Below are 18869 nucleotides of genomic sequence, written 5' to 3'. Positions count from 1 at the left end.
GTCAACTCCCGTGGGGTTCGGCGGTGCCCGGCCAGGCCAGCGCACCGGTGCGGATCTCCGCGAGCACCGAGTCGATCCAGGCCAACTCGGCGCGGGCCAGCCGGAGCGCGTACTCGGCCTCGATGACGTGCAGCCGCGGCACGCCCTCGCCGAGCACCTCGGCCAGCCGGCGCTCGTCGGCCGCGGTCCGTTCCCGCAGCAGCCTGGCGCGCTCGGCCAACGCGTCCGTCGCGCCCTCCGGGCCCAGGGCCCCGAGGTAGGCGACGGCGCCCAGGAACGGGGTGAACTCCCGCTGCGGGTTGCGGATCTGCGCGTCGAGGCGACGGACCAGCTCCTCCCGGCCGGCGGCGGTCAGCGCGTACACGGTCCGCTCCGGGCGGTTCCCGGCCCGCAGCCGGGCCGCCTCGGCGATCCAGCCGGCGGCGAGGAGCGCGCCGACGATGTCGTAGACCGAGCCGCGGGTGATCGCCGCGGCCCGGTACTCGCTGCGTCGCCGCAGCTCACCGAGGAGGTCGTACGGGTGCATGGGGCGTTCCAGGAGCAGGCCGAGGATCGCCAGCACCAGCGGATTGTCGAGGGCGCGCCGTGGCATGGTCGAACTCTAACAGTCGAAATCGACTACCCGTCGACGGTCCCGGGCGGAGGATGGGTGGGATGGCGTGTCGAAGTTACGCACCGTATAGGCTTCGCTGACCGATTGCGCGTGGTCGTCGTCGCTCCCGGGTATCGGCATCCGGATTCGGCCACGCACAGTAAGGTCAACCGGGTGAGCGCCACGACCGGAACAGTCGCGTACGAAGAGGTGACGCAGTGACCACCCCAGGCAGGACCCGCGTGGCGATCGTCTTCGGCGGCCGCAGCCCGGAGCACGGCATCTCCTGCGTCAGCGCCGGCAGCGTGCTCGGCGCGCTCGACCCGGACGAGTTCGAGGTGGTGCCGGTGGGCATCACCCGGGCCGGCCAGTGGGTGCTGACCAGCGGCGACCCGGCCCAGTTGGCGATCAACGCCCGCCGGCTGCCGGAGATCACCGCCGAGTCCGGCACCGACATCGTGCTGCGCGCCGACCCGACCGGCAACGGGCTGATGGTGCTCGACCCGGCCGAGGGCCCCCGGGCGCTCGCCGACGTCGACGTGGTCTTCCCGGTGCTGCACGGCGCGTACGGGGAGGACGGCACCATCCAGGGCATGCTGGAGATGGCCGGCATCCCCTACGTCGGGGCGAACGTCTTCGCCTCCGCCGCCGCCATGGACAAGGAGTTCACCAAGAAGCTCTGCGCCGCCGAGGGCATTCCGGTCGGCCCGTACGCGGTGCTGCGCAACGGGATGACGCTGAGCGAGGCGGAGAAGGAGCGGCTGGGGCTGCCGGTCTTCGTCAAGCCCTCCCGGGCCGGCTCGTCGTTCGGCATCACCAAGGTCACCGACTGGGCGGACCTGGACGCCGCCGTCGCCACGGCCCGCCAGATCGACCCGAAGGTGCTCGTCGAGGGCGCCGTCGTCGGCCGCGAGATCGAGTGCGGCGTGCTGGAGGGCGAGGCCGGCGGCGTGCCGGAGGCGTCCGTGCTCGCCGAGGTCCGGGTCGTCGGCGACTACGACTTCTACGACTTCGAGGCGAAGTACATCGACGCCGAGGGCGCCTGCGAGTACGACATTCCCGCCGGCCTGCCCGAGCGGGTGACCCGGCAGATCCAGGAGTACGCGGTCCGCGCCTTCACCGCGCTCGACTGCGCCGGCCTGGCCCGGGTCGACTTCTTCGTCACCCCGGAGCTGGACGTCTACCTCAACGAGATCAACACGATGCCGGGCTTCACGCCGACGTCGATGTTCCCCCGGATGTGGGCCGCCTCCGGGTTGGAGTACCCGAAGCTGGTCAACCGGCTCATCCGCACGGCCCTGCACCGCGGCGTCGGCCTGCACTGACCCGGACGTCGGCCGGCACCGACCGGGACGTCGGCCGGTGCCGACCCACCCCGCCGGTCGGCACCCGCGCACCCCTCCCCGCACCGCCGCGCCCGGCGGGCGCCCTCCGCGAAGATCGCGCTGTTTCAGGGAAGTAGTGGCCTCCCGACGAGGGGAGACCACTACTTCCGGGAAGTTGCCGACAGGATCGCCCGGGTGGCCGGGCGGGGTGGTGGCGGAGGTGTCAGCCGCGGCAGCCTGCCGGGGCGTCGCCGCCGGAGGGCACGGAGGCCACGATCGTCTCCGAGATGGGGGAGACCCACTGCAAGGCCTGACCGTAGGAGCGCGGCACGCGGACCGTGACGGCGGTCTCCCGGTCCAGGGTGGTGAGCACGGTGGCGTCGGTCTCCTCCCGGGCGTACCAGCAGACCTTGTTGACCGTCCACACGTCGTCCGTCTCGCCGACGGTCGGCTCGGCGCCGCCGCAGGCCAGGGTCAGCGCCGGGTCGCCGTACGCGGCGTTCTGCTCCGGGCCGGCGGTGACCGGCCGCTGCGGGAGGTCGTTGACGGTGGGCGGCAACTGCGAGAGCAGGGCCCGGCAGACCGTGGCGGGCCGCTCGCGCAGCGCCGGCGCGGCCATCTCGACCGGGGCGGTGGACTGCGCGCGGGGGGCGCTGGCCGTCGGGCTCGGCGCGGTGACCGGTTCGGCCGGCTCGTCCGGGGAAAGCTGTGTGAAGGCGAGCGCGCCCACCAGCGCGGTGACCGGCAGCGCGACGAGCGTGGCGATCAGCGCCGCGCTCCGGGTCGTCCGGTCTCGGGTCGGGCGGTCGGGGACGACCTCGTCCGGCTGGGCGGAATCGGTCACGGGAGAGTCAGTAATCTTGTCCACTTACAGGCGCACCACCGAACACGTGAGGGTGCGGGTGATGCCGGGCACCATCTGCACCTTGCTGACGATGAGTTTGCCGAGCTCGTCGACGGTGTTCGCCTCGGTGAGCACGACCACGTCGTACGGCCCGGTGACGGCGTCGACCCGCACTACGCCGGCAAGGTCCGCGATGAGACCGGCCACGTCACGCGCCCGGCCGACCTCGGTCTGGATGAGGATGTACGCCTGTACCACGACTCGACCTCCGTCCGTCGCCGCCCGCGGGCGGCCCGAAGGGAGAAAGTACCTTACGGACCAGGTCTGATCCCTATCGGTGGTCAAGGAGAAGCGGTGAGCGAGCACGGCGGAGGGCCGGCATGAGTGTCGCGGGGGTCGGCGAGTTCGGCCTGATCGACCGGGTGACCGCCCGGTTGTCGTACGGATCGACTGTTCTGCTCGGTCCCGGGGACGACGCGGCGGTGGTGGCCGCCCCGGACGCCCGGGTCGTGGCCTCGACCGACGTGCTGGTGGAGGGGCGGCACTTCCGGCGGGACTGGTCCGGCCCGCGGGACGTCGGCCACCGGGCGGCGGCGGCCAACCTGGCCGACGTCGCCGCGATGGGGGCGGAGCCGACGGCGCTGCTGGTCGCGCTCTGCATGCCGCCGGAGCTGGAGACCGGGTGGGCCGAGGAACTCGCCGACGGGCTGGCCGCCGAGGCGGCGAAGGTGGGCGCGAGCGTGGTCGGCGGGGACATGTCGGCCAGCCCCACGCTGACGATCGCGGTCACCGCGCTCGGCGACCTCGGTGGCCGGCCGCCGGTGACGCGCTCCGGGGCGCGGCCCGGGGACGTGCTGGCCCTGGCCGGCCGGACCGGGTACGCCGCGGCCGGGTTCACCGTGCTCTCCCGGGGCTTCCGCACGCCCCGGCTGCTGGTGGAGGCGTACCGCCGGCCGGAGGTGCCCTACCGGGCCGGACCGCACGCGGCCCGGCTCGGTGCCACCTCGATGATCGACGTGTCGGACGGCCTGCTCGCCGACCTCGGGCACGTGGCGAAGGCCAGCGGGGTGGCCCTCGACGTGCGGCGGGACGCCTTCGAGGTGCCCCGGCAGATGCGCGACGCCGCCCAGGCGCTCGGCGTCGACCCGTACTCCTGGCTCCTCGCCGGGGGCGACGACCACGCGCTGGCCGCGACCTTCCCGCCGGCGGTGGCGCTGCCGCCCGACTGGCGGCCGATCGGGCGGGTGGCGGAGGGCTCCGGCGTCACCGTCGACGGCGAGCCGTACGACGGACCCGCCGGCTGGGACCACTTCCGGTAAGGGCCGGCATGGGTCGTACCCTTTACTCCGTGAGTGAGATCGAGATCCGCGTCGAGCGCTTCGACTCGCCGGTGGCGCAGCGGCTGATCCGCGCCGCGCTGGCGGACCTCAGCGCGCGGTACGGCGGCAGCGGCGACGACACCCCGGTCGACCCGGGCGAGTTCGAGCCGCCGTCCGGCGCCTTCCTCGTCGCCCACCTGGGCGGCGAGCCGGTCGGCTGCGGCGGCTGGCGCAGTCACGGCGACGCGGGCGACACAGCCGAGCTGAAGCGGATGTACACCGCCCCGGCGGCCCGGGGACGGGGCGTGGCCCGGGCGGTGCTGGCCGCCGTGGAGCGCTCGGCCCGCGAGCACGGGCGCAAGCGGATCGTCCTGGAGTGCGGCGACAAGCAGCCCGAGGCCATCGCCATGTACACGGCGGCCGGCTACGAGCGGATCCCGAACTTCGGCTTCTACAAGGACGCCCCGGGCTGCCTCTCGTTCGGCCGCACCCTCTGAGCCCCGGCCCGGCCCGGCTGGGTAACCCGCGCCGGCCCGGCTGGGTAACCCGCGCCGGCCCGGCCCGATAGAGGAACCCGCGCCGGGCCGCACCCGCTGAGCCGCCGGCCCGGGACGGCCCGGCAGAGCAGCCCGCGCCGGGTCGACCGCGGCGCGCTCAGGCGGTGGTGATCCGGATCTGCTCGGCGGCCCTGCCGGCGTTGGCGGTCGCCTCGGCCGGGTCGGCGCCCCAGGCCAGCAGGTGACCGCTGCGCCACAGCGAGGACGTGACCTCGGCCACGGTGTCGCCGACCGCGACGTCGAGCTGCACCTCGAGCACCCCGGGCGCCCGGAGGGCCTGGCGTGCCCCGTCGACGGCGGTGACGGTGCCGGGCGGGGCCAGCAGGAACTCGACCGCCGCCGCGCCGACCGGCCGCACGGGCAGGGCCGGCCGCTCCCCGCGCAACGTCCGCAGGTACGCCTCGATGAACCCGCACTCGTACGCGATCGACACCAGCGCGGTGATCATGTCGCCGGGCAGCCGGGCCGCGCACTCGACCAGCGTCGGCACCCCGTCGGCCACGATCCACTCGCTGTGCAGCGTGCCGGTGCGGAAGCCGGCGGCGGCGGCCAGCCGGGTCGCCACCCCGATCAGCTCCCGGCGGGTGGCCTCGGGCAGCGCGGTCGGCACGGTGTGGCCGGTCTCCACCGGGGAGCGCCCCGGCCGCACCCGCTTGTCGGTGACGTTGGCGAAGAACACCTCGCCGTCGGCGACCAGCAGCTCGACGCTGTGCTCCCGGCCGTCGACCACCTGCTCGACGAGGACGGCCGTGGGCAGCCCGCGGCCGGTCGCCTCCGGCGGGTCCTCGGGGGAGGCGGTCCCCGCCCAGGCCCCGGCGATCTCGGTCGGGTCGGCGATGATCTGCACCCCGAGGCTGCCCGAGCGGCGGGTCGGCTTCAGCACGCACCGGCCGCCGTGCCGCTCGGCGAACCCCGTCGCCGCGGCGGGGGAGTCGACCAGCGCGAAGGCCGGGTTGGTCAGGCCGGCCTCGGCGGCGAGCAGCCGCATCCGGTGCTTGTCGGCGAAGATGTCGGCCGCCGCGGGACCGGCGCCGGGCAGGTCCAGCGCCTCGGCGAGCCGGGCGGTGGCGCCGACGGCGTACTCCAGGCCGGGCATGACCAGCCGGGCGGCGGCCAGCGCGGGTTCCCGGGCGACCAGCGCGGCGGCGTCCAGGCCGGTCTGGTACTCGGCGGGCACCACCCGGGAGATGAAGGCCATTTCGCGGGCGAACCTCTCCAGTCCCCGGCGCTCGATGACGTCCGGTTCCTCGACGAGGACGACGCTGCCGGCGGGCAGTTCCTCGCTGAACCAGCGCAGCATTCCAAGGGAGGCCCCGACGATGACCATCTCGTCCCGGCCTAGGTCAAGCTGCACCTGTCGTCCTCCGCGCTCGGCTTCTCAAGGCGCCGGATCCGACCCGGACGCCCGGCGCAGGCAGACCCTAACCGGGCCGGCGCCGCCCGTCGAACCGGCCGTCGCGTACCCGTCAGCCGGCCCGCCGGGACCCGACAGAGCCGGCGGGGGTGCCGGGACCGGCGGCGCCGGCGGGCGGGCGCGGACACGACAGAGCCGGCGGGAGTGCCGGGACCGGCGGCGCCGGCGGGCGCGGGCGTCAGCGCCGGCGGGCGGGCGCGGACACGACAGAGCCGGCGGGCCACGGGGGCCCGCCGGCAATGACGAGTGTGAAGCTGGGGCCTACCGCGTCAGGCGCGGGTGACCTTGCCAGCCTTGATGCACGAGGTGCAGACCTGCATCTTCTTGGTGTTGCCGCCACCGGCCGGGGTACGCACCGACTGGATGTTCGGGTTCCAGCGGCGGTTGGTCCGCCGGTGCGAGTGGGACACGTTGTGGCCGAAGCCCGGTCCCTTGCCACAGACGTCGCACACGCTAGCCACGGGATACTCCTGGGTTTGAAACGTTCATGAGGTCGCCGCCAGGCGCAGCCCGGGCAACCTGGCCAGGTTACCCGATGACCCGGGCACCCGGCCAACCGGCCCTGAGCGGTGCCCCGGGTGGGGGCCGCCGCAGCGCGACGCGCCCACGGTAGCCCGGCCCGCGCCGTCCCTCCGACACCACCGCACGAGGGACGCGACCACGAGGGTGGTTCGGGCCGGGGCCGCCGGCTGATCGGGCCCCCCGCACCCCGTCGGCTGCTCGCCGCCGGTCACGAGGTCGTCGGCACCACCCGCGCCGCCGACCGCGCGTGGAACGCCGGGGCCGGCGGTGGTCGCCGGCGCCCTAGACCGCGACGGCCTGCTGCGCGCGCCTGACGGGACGCCCCCGGGCCGGGGACGGCCGGGGCGGACACGCCGCGGGAGGACCGGCGGCCCCGGCGCGCGTCGGTGTGCGCCAGTAGGCTTCTCGCCGTGCTGGACACCCTCGACGCCGCCGCGGTCCGCCGCTGGTGCGCGGGCGGGCTGGCCGCGCTCAAGCGGCACCAGGGCGAGATCGACGACCTGAACGTCTACCCGGTGCCCGACGGCGACACCGGCACCAACCTGGTGCTCACCCTCACCTCCGCGCAGCAGGCGCTGGCGATGGACCTCGGCACCCTCCCGGAGGACGGGCCCACCCCGCACGGGCACGCGCTGCGGCTGATGGCCCGGGGCGCGCTGCTCGGCGCGCGGGGCAACTCCGGTGTGATCCTGTCGCAGATCCTGCGCGGCTTCGCCGACGCGGTCGCCGCCGTGCCCGCCGTGCGCGGCCGGGAGTTGGCCGCCGCGCTGCGCGACGCCACCACCGCCGCCTACGCCGCGGTCGCCCAGCCCGTCGAGGGGACGCTGCTCAGCGTCGTCGCGGCGGCGGCCCGCGCCGCCGAGCGGGCGGACAGCGACGACCTGCGCGCCGTCGTCCGGGCGGCGGCGGGCGAGGCGGCGCGGGCGCTGGCCTGCACCCCCGAACAGCTGCCGGCGCTGGCCCGGGCCGGGGTGGTCGACGCCGGCGGCCAGGGCCTCTGTCTGCTGCTCGACGCCCTGGTCGAGGTCGTCACCGGGGAGAGCCCCGAACATCCCGCGCCCGCGCCGCGCGCGGCCCGCCCGCCGGCCACCGTCGTCCGCGAGACCGGTTCCGAGGAGTACGCCTACGAGGTGCAGTTCCTGCTCGACGCGGGGACCGAGGCGGTGGCCCGGCTCCGGGCCGAGCTGGCCGCCCTGGGCGACTCGCTCGTGATCGTGGGCGACGGAGGCGCCGGTGAGGGCACCTGGAACGTGCACGTGCACGTCAACGACGTCGGCGCGGCGATCGAGGCGGGCGTGGTCGCCGGCCGGCCGCACCGCATCTCGGTGACCCGCTTCGCCGACCAGGCGGCACCGGTGTCGCCCGCCGTGGCGGCGGACGGGCGGGCCGCCGTGGTGGTGGCGGCCGGCGCGGGCATCGCCGAGCTCTTCGCCGGCGAGGGCGCGACGGTGGTGCCCGGCAACCCGTCCACCGGCGAGCTGCTGGACGCGATCCGCGCGACGGGCGCCGCCCGCGTGGTGGTGCTGCCCAACGACCCCAACACGCAGGCGGTGGCGAGCGCCGCCGCCCGGGAGGCGCACGGGCTGGGCGTCAAGGTCAGCGTGGTGCCCACCCGGTCCCCGGTGCAGGCGCTGGCCGCCCTGGCGGTGCGCGACCCGGCCCGCCGCTTCGAGGACGACGTGATCGCGATGGCGGAGGCGGCCGGCGCCTGCCGCTACGCCGAGGTCTGCTACGCCAGCCGCGAGGCGCTGACCGTCGCCGGCCCGTGTCGCCCCGGCGACGTGCTGGCGCTGGTCGAGGGCGAGGTGCACCTGATCGGTGCAGACCTGGCCGACACCTGCGCTGCCGTGGTCGACCGGATGCTCGGCGGCGGCGGCGAGCTGGTCACCCTGCTCTCCGGGGCGGACGCCCCGGACGGGCTGGCCGAGGCGGTCCGCGAGCACGTCGGCCGGCGCTGGCCGTTCGTCGAGGTGCACGCGTACCCGGGCGGGCAGCCGTACTATCCGCTCCTGGTGGGGGTCGAATGACGTCCGAGCAGTCCACGGTGGACACGCCGCTGAAGAAGCTGGTCGGGGAGAAGACCGCGAAGGCCCTCGCCGGGCACCTGGACCTGCACACCGCCGGCGACCTGGTCTACCACTTCCCGCGCCGCTACGACGAGCGCGGCGAGCACACCGACATCCGCTCGCTCGACGTCGGTGAGCAGGTCACCGTGCTGGCGCAGGTGCAGCGCACCGCCGTGCGCCCGATGCGCCAGCGCCGGGGCAACCTGCTGGAGGTGACGGTCGGCGACGGCTCGGGCGGCACCCTCACCCTCACCTTCTTCGGTAACCAGGCGTGGCGGGAGCGGGAGCTGCGTCCCGGCCGGTGGGGGCTGTTCGCGGGCAAGGTCACCGAGTTCCGGGGCAAGCGGCAGCTCAACGGCCCGGAGTACGTCCTGCTCGGCGAGGGCGGCGACGGCGAGGCGGCGGCCAGCGAGGAGATCGAGGAGTTCGCCGGCGCGCTGATCCCGGTCTACCCGGCCGCCGCGGCGGTGCCCACCTGGGTGATCGCCCGCTGCGTCCGCGTGGTGCTGGACACCTTCACCCCGCCGGAGGACCCGCTGCCCGCGACCGTGCGGGCGAGCCGCAACCTCGTCGGCATCGACGTGGCGCTGCGCGAGATCCACCGGCCGTCCAGCAAGGAGGCGCTCTACCGGGCCCGGCGGCGCCTCAAGTGGGACGAGGCGTTCGCCGTGCAGCTCACCCTCGTGCAGCGCAAGCACCGGGCCGCCGCCTGGCCGGCCCGCCCCCGTCCGGCGAAGCCCGGCGGCCTGCTCGACGCGTTCGACGCCCGGCTGCCGTACGAGCTGACGCCCGGCCAGCGGGACGTGGGGGCGGAGATCGCGGCGGACCTGGCCACCGAGCACCCGATGCACCGGCTGCTGCAGGGCGAGGTCGGCTCCGGCAAGACGGTGGTCGCGCTGCGCGCGATGCTCCAGGTGGTCGACGCGGGCGGGCAGGCGGCGCTGCTGGCCCCGACCGAGGTGCTCGCCGCGCAGCACCACCGGGGCATCCTCGACCTGCTCGGGCCGCTCGGCCGGGCCGGCGAGCTGGGCGCGGCCGAGGACGCCACCCGGGTCGAGCTGGTCACCGGCTCGCTGGGCGCGGCGGCCCGCCGGCGCGCCCTGGCCGAGGTCGCCAGCGGCGCCGCCGGCATCGTGCTCGGCACCCACGCCCTGCTCTACGAGGGCGTCGACTTCGCCGACCTCGGCCTGGTGGTGGTCGACGAGCAGCACCGGTTCGGCGTCGAGCAGCGCGACGCGCTGCGGGCCAAGGCCGACCAGCCGCCGCACGTGCTGGTGATGACGGCCACCCCGATCCCGCGCACGGTGGCGATGACCGTCTACGGCGATTTGGAGACCTCGACCCTCTCCCAGCTGCCGCAGGGCCGCTCGCCGATCGCCTCGCACGTGGTCCCGGCCGCCGAGAAGCCGGCCTTCCTGGACCGGGCCTGGCGCCGGCTGCGCGAGGAGGTGGCCGCCGGCCACCAGGCGTACGTGGTCTGCCCGCGGATCGGGGAGGGACCGGCGTCGGAGGAGGAGCCGCCGCCGGTGGACGACAACGGTCGGCGGCCGCCGATGGCGGTGACCGAGGTGGCGCCGCTGCTCGCCGAGGGGCCGCTGCACGGCCTGCGGATCGGCGTGCTGCACGGCAAGCTGCCGGCCGACGAGAAGGACGCGGTGATGCGCTCGTTCGCCGCCGGCGACCTCGACGTGCTGGTCGCCACCACGGTGGTCGAGGTGGGCGTCAACGTGCCGAACGCCACCGTGATGATCGTGCTCGACGCCGACCGGTTCGGCGTGTCCCAGCTGCACCAGCTCCGCGGCCGGGTCGGCCGGGGCTCCGCCGCCGGGCTCTGCCTGCTGGTCACCGAGGCGCTGGAGGGCACGTCCGCGCGGGAGCGGCTCGACGCGGTCGCCTCCACGACGGACGGGTTCAAGCTGGCCGAGCTGGATCTGGAGCAGCGCCGCGAGGGCGACGTGCTGGGGGCCACCCAGTCGGGGCGGCGCTCGCACCTGCGGCTGCTCTCGCTGCTGCGCGACGCCGACCTGATCCGGGACGCCCGCGCGGAGGCGATCGCGCTGGTCGAGGAGGATCCGGAGCTGGCACGGCACCCGGCGCTGGCCGCCTCGGTGGCCGCCCTGGTCGACGAGGAACGCGCGGAGTACCTGGAAAAGGGCTGACCGCCGGCGGCCACCACGGCCGCCCGCCGGAACGGGCGGCGAGCCCCGGTCAGGAAGCGGGGCGGGCCCTCGCCGGCGGCCGGGCCGCCCGTCGGAACGCGGCCGGGCCGCCCGTCGGAACGCGGCCGGGCCGCCGTCGGCGACAGCGGGTCGGGCGCGCTCGGGCGGGTCGATCCGAGGCGCCCACCGTGTCGACGCCGGCCGCCCCCGTGTCGCGTAGCGTCGTGCGCATGAGCAGGAGGAGATGGTGACCCGGATCGTGGCCGGGGCGCTCGGTGGGCGCCGGATCGCCGCGCCGCCCGGGGCGGGCACCCGGCCCACCTCGGACCGGGTCCGCGAGGCGCTGTTCAGCGCGGTGCAGGCCGAGGTCGACCTCGTGGGCGCCCGCTTCGCCGACCTTTACGCGGGCTCCGGCGCGGTCGGCCTGGAGGCGCTCTCCCGGGGCGCCGCGCACGTGCTGCTGGTGGAGTCCGATCCGCGGGCGGCCCGGGTGATCCGCGAGAACGTGGCGACGCTGCGCGCCGCCCCCGCCGCCCGGCTGGTCACCGGCAAGGTCGCCACGGTGCTGGCGGCCGGCCCGGACGGCGACCCGTACGACGTGGTGTTCGCCGACCCGCCGTACGCCGTGCCGGACGCGGAGGTCACGGCGATGCTCGCCGCGCTGGTCGACGGCGGCTGGCTGGCCGCCGACGCCCTGGTCGTGGTGGAACGGTCCAGCCGGACCGGACCGGTCGGGTGGGTGGAGGGTGTCACCGGCGAGCGCAGTCGCCGGTACGGCGAAACCACCCTTTGGTACGGTCGCCGATCATGAGACGTGCGGTGTGTCCCGGCTCGTTCGATCCGGTCACCAACGGACACCTCGACATCATCGGCCGGGCGAGCCGCCTGTTCGACGAGGTGATCGTCGGCGTGCTGGTGAACCAGTCGAAGAGCGGCCTGTTCACCGTCGAGGAGCGGATCGACATGCTCCGCGAGGTGACCGCCTCCTACGACAACGTCCGGGTCGAGTCGTTCCGTGGCCTGCTGGTCGACTTCTGCCGGGCGCAGCAGGCGAGCGTGCTCATCAAGGGCCTGCGGGCGGTCAGCGACTTCGACTACGAGCTGCAGATGGCCCAGATGAACATCGGCCTGGCCGGCGTGGAGACGCTGTTCATGCCGACCAATCCGCTCTACTCGTTCCTCTCCTCCAGCCTGGTCAAGGACGTGGCGAAGTGGGGCGGCGACATCTCCGCGCACGTGCCCGACCGGGTCCGTGAGGAGCTCAGGGCCCGCCTCTCGCCGCCGGCCCGCGGCTGACCGCCACGCCCGCGGCGCGCCGGCCCACCGCCGGCCACCCGTCGCCTCCGCCCACCGGCTCGCCCACCGGAGCCGGCGGGGCGGCGCGACGCGCCGGGCCGGGGTGAGGGGCGCGGTGTGGTCGGGGCGCGACATGATGTGTGGAGCGGGAACCCGGCCGTAGCCCGCATCATGTAGGTCGGCCCGACGAACGACAGGAGTGAGGTACCGGTGGACCCGCTCGATCGCATCGACGAACTGATCGCCATGGTGGAGCAGGCGCGCTCCGTCCCGATGTCGCGCAACAACTGCATGGTCGACCGGGGCGAGTTCATCGCGGCCCTCGACGAGTTGCGCGCCGAACTCCCCGCCGACCTGCGCCGGGCCGCCGCGCTGCTGGAGGAGCGGGACAAGATCATGGAGGCCGGCAAGCGGGAGGCCGACCGGATCATCAGCGAGGGTGAGGCGGAACACGCCCGCCTGGTCTCGGTGAACGAGATCACGGTCTCGGCCGAGCACGAGGGTGCCCGGATCATCGCCGAGGCCCGCGCCGAGGCCCAGCGTCTGCGCGAGGAGGTCGACGACTACGTCGACACCGCGCTGGCCAACTTCGAGCAGTTCCTCACCCGGGCGCTGGCCTCGATAGAGCGCGGCCGGGACAAGATGCACGCGCTGCGGGAGATCGGCACCTTCGGTGGGGACGAGGCGGAACGCCCGCTACCCTTTTGAGCGGCACCTCACCAGCCGGCAGGCGGGGGCGGGCGTCGCCCCCGGTTCGACGGTGCGGCGGTCGCCCAGGTAACCTTTTTTGTCGGCCTCTCACCGGCCGGAGTCTGACTATGCCCAAACACACGCCTTCCACACTCAACCCCAGGTCGCCGCTGGTCCTCGACACGAGGGAACTGCCGCGCCGGCCTGGTGCGTTGCGTACGGTCAAGCGGGTGGCACCGGCACCGGCGGACCTCGGCGTGGAGTTGATCGGCGTGCCGGAGGGCGCGGACCTCGACCTCGACCTGAGGTTGGAGTCGGTGTCCGAGGGCGTGCTCGTCTCGGGGACTGTGACCGGTCCCGTCCGGGGCGAGTGCGGCCGCTGCCTGCGCGAGATCAACGACTCGGTGGTCGTGCGGATCCAGGAGCTGTACGCGTACGAGAACAGCACCACGGACTCCACGACCGACGAGGACGAGGTGGGCCGGATGCAGGGAGACCTGATCGACCTGGAACCGGCGCTGCGGGACGCGGTGGTGCTCGCGCTGCCGACCAACCCGCTCTGCCGGGAGGACTGCCCAGGCTTGTGCCCCGAGTGTGGGGTGCACTGGGACGATCTGCCGGCCGACCACAGTCACCAGCAGATCGACCCGCGTTGGGCGGGCCTGTCGCAACTGACCCGTAAAGAGGAGTAGGAACCGTGGCCGTCCCCAAGCGCAAGATGTCGCGCAGCAACACCCGCGCCCGCCGGGCGAACTGGAAGGCTGCCGTGGTCGCGACCGTGGCCTGCCCGCAGTGCAAGTCCGCCAAGCTGCCCCACGCCGCCTGCTCCGTCTGCGGCACCTACAACGGCCGCCAGGTCCTCGAGGTCTGACCCGGACGCCGAGTGACGCCTCCGACCGCTGGTCGGGCGGCGCGCGCACCCTGGCAATCGCCCGGTGCCCCGGCTCCCTCCGACGCCGGCCGGCCTGTTCCGGCCGGCGTTCCGATGGAGCCGGGCACCGCGCGGATCGCCGTTGACCTCCTCGGCGGGGACGACGCTCCCGCCGTCGTGGTTGACGGCGCTCTGCGGGCCGTGCGTGCCGACCCGGATCTGCACCTGCTGCTCGTCGGTCCGGCCGAGGCCGCCGGCGCGCTGATCCACGCCCTCGACCCGGCGCAGCGCGCCCGGGTCGCCGTCCGGCCGGTCCGCACCGTCGTGGGCATGGCCGACCACCCCGTGGCCGCCCGCTCCGACAGCACCGTCCGCGCGGCCGTGCACGCCGTCCGGGACGGCCTCGCCGACGCCCTCGTCTCCGCCGGCTCGACCGGCGCCACCGTCACCGCCGTCGCCCTCGGCCTCGGCCGCTGGCCGGACGTACGCCGCCCCGCGCTGGTCGCCACCCTGCCCGCCGTCGCCGGCCCGGTGGTCCTGCTCGACGTCGGCGGGTCGCTGGAGCCGCGCCCGGCCACCCTCGCCCGACACGCCGTCCTCGGCGCGGCCTACGCCGCGGTCGCGCACGGCATCGCGATCCCGCGCGTCGGGCTGCTCTCGGTCGGCACCGAGGCGGGCAAGGGCGACCGCGCCCGGCGGCTCGCCGATCCCGTTCTCGCCGCCGCGTCGCTGCCCTGCGGCGGTCGCTACGTCGGCCTCGTCGAGGGGTACGACGTCTCCCTCGGCACGCGCGCCGATGTGGTGGTCACCGACGGCTTCACCGGTAACGTGCTGCTCAAGGCGATCGAGGGCGCGTACGCGATGGCCGGCGGCCCGCCGTCCAGCGGCGGCGCCCCCCGGGCGGCCGCCCTGCTCGGGGTGGCCGGGACGGTGGTCGTGTGCCACGGCGCGGCCCGGCCCGAGGACGTCGCCTCCGGCATCGCGCTGGCCGCCCATCTCTGGCGGCGCCGTGCCGCCGACCAGGTCCGCGCGCTGCTCGACGGCGCCGAGGCGGGCGAACGCGAGGAAAGCACCGACCGCACCACCGACACCGAGGTACCCACATCATGAGCAACGACAAGCGGCGGCGGGCGTCCGTCGGTCACCTTGAAGCCGCGTTCGGCGTCAGCCTGGATCCGGAGCTGCTGGAGCGCGCGCTGACCCACCGCTCGTACGCGTACGAGAACGGCGGCCTGCCGACCAACGAGCGGCTGGAGTTCCTCGGCGACTCGGTGCTCGGCGTGGTGATCACCACCGCGCTGTTCCACAACCACCCCGACCTGCCCGAGGGGCAGCTCGCCAAGCTGCGGGCGAGCGTGGTGAACATGCGTGCCCTCGCCGACGTGGCCCGGGGCCTGGGCCCGGACGGGCTCGGCGCCTACCTGCTGCTCGGCAAGGGGGAGGAGACCACCGGCGGCCGGGACAAGGCGAGCATCCTCGCCGACACCCTGGAGGCGCTGCTCGGCGCGATCTACCTCCAGTACGGGCTCGACACCGCGGCGATCGTCATCCACCGGCTGTTCGACCCGCTGATGGCCGAGTCGGCCGGGCGGGGCGCGGCCCTGGACTGGAAGACCAGCCTCCAGGAGTTGACCGCGGCGCTCGGGCTCGGCGTCCCCGAGTACCGCATCGAGGGCACCGGGCCCGACCATCTCAAGACCTTCACCGCCTGGGTGGTGGTCGCCGGCAACCGCTACGGCGGGGCCGAGGGGCGGAGCAAGAAGGAGGCCGAGCAGCGGGCCGCCGAGGCGGCCTGGCGCACGCTCACCGAGCAGGCGGAGCGGGAGCGGGCCGAGCGGGAGCGGGTCGAGGCGGCCGGCGCGGCCGACGAGGCGACCGCCGGAGCCGAGGCGGGACTGGGCCGTGCCTGAGCTGCCGGAGGTCGAGACGGTGCGCCAGGGGCTGGCCCGGTGGGTCACCGGCCGGCGGATCGCCGCCGTCGAGGTGCGCCACCCCCGCGCGGTGCGCCGGCACGCGCCCGGCGGCGGGCACTTCGCCGACGTGCTGGCCGACCGGACGGTGCTCGACGTCCGCCGGCGGGGCAAGTATTTGTGGCTGCCGCTGGACAGCGGGGACGCCGTCATCGGGCACCTGGGCATGTCCGGCCAGCTGCTGGTGCAGCCGGTCGACGCGCCCGACGAGACGCACCTGCGGGTCCGGTTCCGGTTCGCCGACGACGGGCCCGAGCTGCGCTTCGTCGACCAGCGCACGTTCGGCGGGCTGTCGGTCTCCGCCGGCGGCGCGGAGCTGCCGGCGGAGATCGCGCACATCGCCCGGGACCCGATGGACCCGGAGTTCTCCGACGCGGCGTTCGTCGCCGCCCTGCGCCGGCGGCGTACGGAGGTCAAGCGCGCGCTGCTGGACCAGACGCTGATCTCCGGGGTGGGCAACATCTACGCCGACGAGGCGCTGTGGCGGGCGAAGCTGCACGGCGCCCGCCCCACCGACGCGCTGACCGGCCCGGCCGCGCTGCGGCTGCTGGGCCACGTCCGGGACGTCCTGGCCGAGGCGATCAAGTCGGGCGGCACCAGCTTCGACGCCCTCTACGTCAACGTCAACGGGGAGAGCGGCTACTTCGACCGGTCGCTGAACGTCTACGGCCGGGAGGGCCTGCCGTGCCACCGCTGCGGCGCGCCCGTGCGCCGGGAGGCGTTCATGAACCGTTCGTCGTACAGTTGCCCGCGCTGTCAGCCCCGCCCCCGGGTGGCCCATCGGGGATGACCCCGAGGCGTTTCCGGGTCGCGGTCGGCGCGCCGGCTCCGGCCGATCGGGGATCGCCCGTCCGCCGCGCCCGTTTCGGCCCGGCTCGCCCGGCCGGAACGGCGTTCAGGCCGCGTACAGGTGCCGGGGAAGGGCCGGGGCCGTTCCCTGATGTCCCGGGCTCGTCCCGTCCATAACGTCGACCCCGTTGACAGGGATGACGTGACAGGGGGACCCGGAATGGGGGCAAGACCGGTGACGGTGCGGCTCGCGCGGTGGAGCGCGGAGCATCCGTGGCGGGCCATCGCGCTGTGGGTGGTGTTCGTGGCGGTGTGCTTTGTCGGGGGGAACGCCGCGGGCCTCAAGGAGGCGACCGGCGCCGACCAGGCCGTCGGCGAGTCGGGCCGGGCCGGGCTGATCGTGGACGCCGGCAACTTCGCCGACCCGGCGATGGAGAACGTCCTGATCACGGCGCGCGGCGGCACGCTCGACCCCGCCGCCGCGAAGGCCGCGGCCGCCGACGCGGCGGCCGAACTGCGCTCGGTGACCGGGGTCGCCTCGGTCGGCGAGCCGGTGACGGCGCGCGACGGCTCCGCGCTGCTGGTGCCGATCACGATGTCGGGCGACGCGGAGACCGCGTCCGACCGGGTGCAGCCGCTGCGGGACGCCACCGCCCGCGTGCAGGAGGGGCACCCGCGGCTGCGCGTCGAGCAGGTCGGCGGCCCGTCCATCAACAAGGCGTTGAACGACACGCTCGGCGAGGACTTCAAGCGGGCCGAGCTGCTCAGCCTGCCGGTGACCCTGGTCATCCTGATCATCGCGTTCGGCGCGCTGATCGCCGCCGGCGTGCCGGTCCTGCTGGCGCTCTCCTCGGTCGCCGCGGCGATGGGGCTGTCCACCCTCGCCTCGCACCTGGTGCCGGCGACCGACACGACGGCCAGCGTCATCCTGCTGATCGGCATGGCGGTGGGGGTCGACTACTCGCTGTTCTACGTGCGGCGCGAGCGGGAGGAACGGGCCAAGGGGCGCTCGGGCCTGGACGCGGTGGAGATCGCCGCCGAGACCTCCGGTCACGCCGTCGTCGTCTCCGGCTTCGCCGTGATGATCTCGATGGGCGGGTTGCTGCTCGCCAACGACGCCATGTTCTCCTCCCTCGCGGTGGGCTCGATGCTGGTGGTCGCGGTCGCGGTGATCGGCTCGCTGACCGTGCTGCCGGCCCTGCTGGCCAAGCTCGGCCGCTGGGTCGACCGGCCCCGGGTGCCGCTGCTGTGGCGGCTCACCGCCCCGCGTACCGGGCGGCACGGCGAGGCGAAGCCGCGGTTCTGGCCGGCCGTGCTGAAGCCCGCGCTGCGGGCGCCGGTGGCCACCCTGGTGATCTCGGTCGGGCTGCTGCTCGCCCTGGCCGCGCCCGCGCTGGGCATGAAGATGAAGTTCCCCGGCATGGAGGACGTGCCGCGCAGCACGTCGGCCATGCAGGCGTACGACCGGCTCACCGCGGCGTTCCCGAGCAACGGCACCAGCCACACGGTCGCGGTGCGGGCGCCGGCGGCCGAGGCGGACCGGGTCGCGGCGGCGCTGACCACCCTGGCCGGCGCGGCGGCGGCCGACCCGCTCTTCGCGCCGATCGAGGCGGACGGCCCGAAGCTCAAGGTGTCGGCGGACCGGCGGGTGTCCGTGCTGGAGGTCGCGACCCCGCACGCCAGCCGCACCGACGAGGCGGCCCGCTCGCTGGACCGGCTGCGCGGCGACCTCGTCCCGGCCGCGCTCGGCGGGGTGTCCGGTGTGGAGTACGCGGTCGGCGGCGACGTCGCCGACAGCGAGGACTACTCGCAGCACATCCGCGACAAGCTGCCGATCGTCATCGGCTTCGTGCTGGTGCTGACCTTCGTGGTGATGGTCCTGACGTTCCGCTCGGTGGTGATCGCGCTCAGCTCGATCCTGCTCAACCTGCTCTCCGCCGGCGCCGCGTACGGGCTGCTGGTGCTGGTCTTCCAGGGCGACTGGGCCGAGGGGCTGCTCGGCTTCACCTCGATGGGCGCGATCGTCACCTGGCTGCCGCTCTTCCTCTTCGTGGTGCTGTTCGGGCTCTCGATGGACTACCACGTCTTCGTGGTCAGCCGGATCCGCGAGGGCGTCCGGGCCGGTATGTCGAACCGGGACGCGGTGGCGTACGGGATCACCTCGTCGGCCGGCGTGGTGACCAGCGCGGCGCTCGTCATGGTCGGGGTCTTCTCGATCTTCGCCACGCTGAGCACGATCGACATGAAGCAGCTCGGCATCGGGCTGGCGGCGGCGATCCTGCTGGACGCCACGATCATCCGCGCGGTGGTGCTGCCGGCGCTGATGACGATGCTGGGCAACGCGAACTGGTGGGCCCCGAAGTTCCTGCGGGCCCGTCCCGCCGAGACCCCCATGGACCCGCCGGCCCCGACCCCGGAGCTGGTCGGCGCGCGCTGACCCCACCACGGCGCAGGC

General features: G+C 75.0%; 19 protein-coding genes. 14 read left to right on the top strand and 5 right to left on the bottom strand.

Annotated features, from left to right (window positions below; genetic code table 11):
- Position 1: 1 nt before the first annotated feature.
- Positions 2 to 592, bottom strand: coding sequence for a PadR family transcriptional regulator (locus ACSNOB_RS04420; RefSeq protein WP_436685280.1), 591 nt, complete (start codon positions 590 to 592; stop codon positions 2 to 4).
- A gap of 218 nt (positions 593 to 810) precedes the next feature.
- Between ACSNOB_RS04420 and ACSNOB_RS04415 the strand changes: the two genes are divergently transcribed.
- A complete protein-coding gene (locus tag ACSNOB_RS04415; protein WP_436685279.1) occupies positions 811 to 1917 on the top strand; it encodes a D-alanine--D-alanine ligase family protein in 1107 nt (368 codons plus the stop codon).
- Positions 1918 to 2140: 223 nt separating this feature from the next.
- Here the strand turns inward: ACSNOB_RS04415 and ACSNOB_RS04410 are convergent, their stop codons facing one another.
- A complete protein-coding gene (locus ACSNOB_RS04410; RefSeq protein ID WP_436685278.1) occupies positions 2141 to 2785 on the bottom strand; it encodes a DUF3515 family protein in 645 nt (214 codons plus the stop codon).
- Positions 2786 to 3019, bottom strand: coding sequence for an Lrp/AsnC ligand binding domain-containing protein (locus tag ACSNOB_RS04405; protein WP_013284547.1), 234 nt, complete (start codon positions 3017 to 3019; stop codon positions 2786 to 2788).
- A 122-nt stretch (positions 3020 to 3141) separates the two neighbouring features.
- Here ACSNOB_RS04405 and ACSNOB_RS04400 point away from each other — a divergent pair, with 122 nt between their 5' ends.
- Positions 3142 to 4080 (top strand): thiamine-phosphate kinase, encoded by a 939-nt coding sequence (locus tag ACSNOB_RS04400; protein ID WP_436685277.1) that lies wholly within the window; start codon positions 3142 to 3144, stop codon positions 4078 to 4080.
- An 8-nt stretch (positions 4081 to 4088) separates the two neighbouring features.
- Positions 4089 to 4577 carry a GNAT family N-acetyltransferase gene (locus ACSNOB_RS04395; RefSeq protein ID WP_436685276.1) on the top strand — a complete coding sequence of 163 codons (489 nt, stop codon included), beginning with the start codon at positions 4089 to 4091 and terminating at the stop codon, positions 4575 to 4577.
- Between the two features lie 157 nt (positions 4578 to 4734).
- Here the strand turns inward: ACSNOB_RS04395 and ACSNOB_RS04390 are convergent, their stop codons facing one another.
- The gene (locus ACSNOB_RS04390) at positions 4735 to 5991 is read right to left on the bottom strand and encodes an ATP-grasp domain-containing protein (protein WP_436685275.1); all 1257 of its coding nucleotides are present in this window, start codon (positions 5989 to 5991) and stop codon (positions 4735 to 4737) included.
- 329 nt (positions 5992 to 6320) lie between these two features.
- A complete protein-coding gene (rpmB, locus tag ACSNOB_RS04385; protein ID WP_088963534.1) occupies positions 6321 to 6512 on the bottom strand; it encodes a 50S ribosomal protein L28 in 192 nt (63 codons plus the stop codon).
- A 471-nt stretch (positions 6513 to 6983) separates the two neighbouring features.
- Between rpmB and ACSNOB_RS04380 the strand changes: the two genes are divergently transcribed.
- The 11 genes from ACSNOB_RS04380 (at position 6984) to ACSNOB_RS04330 (ending at position 18851) form a co-directional block, all read left to right on the top strand.
- The gene (locus tag ACSNOB_RS04380; RefSeq protein WP_436685274.1) at positions 6984 to 8600 is read left to right on the top strand and encodes a DAK2 domain-containing protein; all 1617 of its coding nucleotides are present in this window, start codon (positions 6984 to 6986) and stop codon (positions 8598 to 8600) included.
- Positions 8597 to 10798, top strand: coding sequence for an ATP-dependent DNA helicase RecG (gene recG / locus ACSNOB_RS04375; protein WP_436685273.1), 2202 nt, complete (start codon positions 8597 to 8599; stop codon positions 10796 to 10798). Before ACSNOB_RS04380 ends, recG begins: the two co-directional genes overlap by 4 nt.
- Positions 10799 to 11045: 247 nt before the next feature.
- Positions 11046 to 11609, top strand: a complete 564-nt coding sequence (gene rsmD, locus ACSNOB_RS04370; RefSeq protein WP_436685272.1) for a 16S rRNA (guanine(966)-N(2))-methyltransferase RsmD — start codon at positions 11046 to 11048, stop codon at positions 11607 to 11609.
- On the top strand, positions 11606 to 12094 hold the full coding sequence (gene coaD / locus ACSNOB_RS04365) for a pantetheine-phosphate adenylyltransferase (RefSeq protein WP_393105036.1): 489 nt from the start codon (positions 11606 to 11608) through the stop codon (positions 12092 to 12094). Before rsmD ends, coaD begins: the two co-directional genes overlap by 4 nt.
- Before the next feature lie 210 nt (positions 12095 to 12304).
- Positions 12305 to 12802: a hypothetical protein gene (locus ACSNOB_RS04360; RefSeq protein ID WP_436685271.1), complete on the top strand. Its 498-nt coding sequence runs from the start codon at positions 12305 to 12307 to the stop codon at positions 12800 to 12802.
- Between the two features lie 110 nt (positions 12803 to 12912).
- On the top strand, positions 12913 to 13476 hold the full coding sequence (locus ACSNOB_RS04355; protein ID WP_436685270.1) for a YceD family protein: 564 nt from the start codon (positions 12913 to 12915) through the stop codon (positions 13474 to 13476).
- A gap of 5 nt (positions 13477 to 13481) precedes the next feature.
- Positions 13482 to 13655 carry a 50S ribosomal protein L32 gene (gene rpmF, locus ACSNOB_RS04350; protein ID WP_091096818.1) on the top strand — a complete coding sequence of 58 codons (174 nt, stop codon included), beginning with the start codon at positions 13482 to 13484 and terminating at the stop codon, positions 13653 to 13655.
- 114 nt (positions 13656 to 13769) lie between these two features.
- Entirely contained in the window at positions 13770 to 14765 is a 996-nt protein-coding gene (locus tag ACSNOB_RS04345; RefSeq protein WP_436685269.1) for a phosphate acyltransferase, read from the top strand.
- The gene (rnc, locus tag ACSNOB_RS04340) at positions 14762 to 15565 is read left to right on the top strand and encodes a ribonuclease III (protein WP_436685268.1); all 804 of its coding nucleotides are present in this window, start codon (positions 14762 to 14764) and stop codon (positions 15563 to 15565) included. The genes ACSNOB_RS04345 and rnc overlap by 4 nt, the downstream gene beginning before the upstream one ends.
- Complete coding sequence (gene mutM, locus ACSNOB_RS04335; protein WP_436685267.1) at positions 15558 to 16415, top strand: bifunctional DNA-formamidopyrimidine glycosylase/DNA-(apurinic or apyrimidinic site) lyase; 858 nt, start codon at positions 15558 to 15560, stop codon at positions 16413 to 16415. Before rnc ends, mutM begins: the two co-directional genes overlap by 8 nt.
- 219 nt (positions 16416 to 16634) lie before the next feature.
- Positions 16635 to 18851, top strand: coding sequence for an MMPL family transporter (locus tag ACSNOB_RS04330; RefSeq protein WP_436685266.1), 2217 nt, complete (start codon positions 16635 to 16637; stop codon positions 18849 to 18851).
- Positions 18852 to 18869 lie beyond the last annotated feature (18 nt).

This window comes from Micromonospora sp. URMC 106, assembly GCF_051386395.1.
GTDB lineage: Bacteria > Actinomycetota > Actinomycetes > Mycobacteriales > Micromonosporaceae > Micromonospora.
Note: the sequence above shows the minus strand (reverse complement) of the source record. Positions and strands in the feature narration are given on the sequence as shown.